The following is a 711-nucleotide window of genomic DNA, read 5'->3' on the forward strand; positions in this document are numbered from 1 at the left end:
GGTACAGGTTGATTTCACGGTATCTTTGATACCAACGATTTCAACTTCTTCACCAACTTTGATGATACCGCGCTCTACACGACCGGTAACAACGGTACCACGACCGGAGATGGAGAACACATCTTCGATTGGCAGCAGGAATGGCTTGTCAATTGCGCGCTCTGGCTCTGGGATGTAGTTATCCAGATGCTCAGCCAGCTCAATGATCTTGGCTTCCCACTCAGCTTCGCCCTGCAGTGCTTTCAGTGCAGAACCGCGAACGATTGGCAGGTCATCACCAGGGAAGTCGTAGGCAGACAGAAGTTCACGAACTTCCATTTCAACCAGTTCCAGCAGCTCTTCGTCATCAACCATGTCGCACTTGTTCATGAACACGATGATGAAAGGAACGCCAACCTGACGACCCAGCAGGATGTGCTCACGGGTCTGAGGCATTGGGCCGTCAGTCGCAGCAACAACCAGAATCGCGCCGTCCATCTGAGCAGCACCGGTGATCATGTTTTTCACATAGTCGGCGTGGCCCGGGCAGTCTACGTGCGCGTAGTGGCGAGTCGGGGTGTCATATTCAACGTGAGAGGTGTTGATGGTGATACCACGTGCTTTTTCTTCTGGCGCGTTATCGATCTGATCGAATGCGCGTGCAGAACCGCCGTAGGTTTTAGCCAGAACAGTGGTGATAGCTGCAGTCAGGGTAGTTTTACCGTGGTCAAC

General features: G+C 52.7%; 1 protein-coding gene. It reads right to left on the minus strand.

The genetic code is table 11. From position 1 onward, the window contains the following. On the minus strand, window positions 1-711 hold a 711-nt coding region (locus tag ACLRGG_RS21175; RefSeq protein ID WP_416251563.1), incomplete at both ends, for an elongation factor Tu.

This window comes from Erwinia sp. PPS120, assembly GCF_047918655.1.
Lineage (GTDB): Bacteria > Pseudomonadota > Gammaproteobacteria > Enterobacterales > Enterobacteriaceae > Erwinia > Erwinia tasmaniensis_A.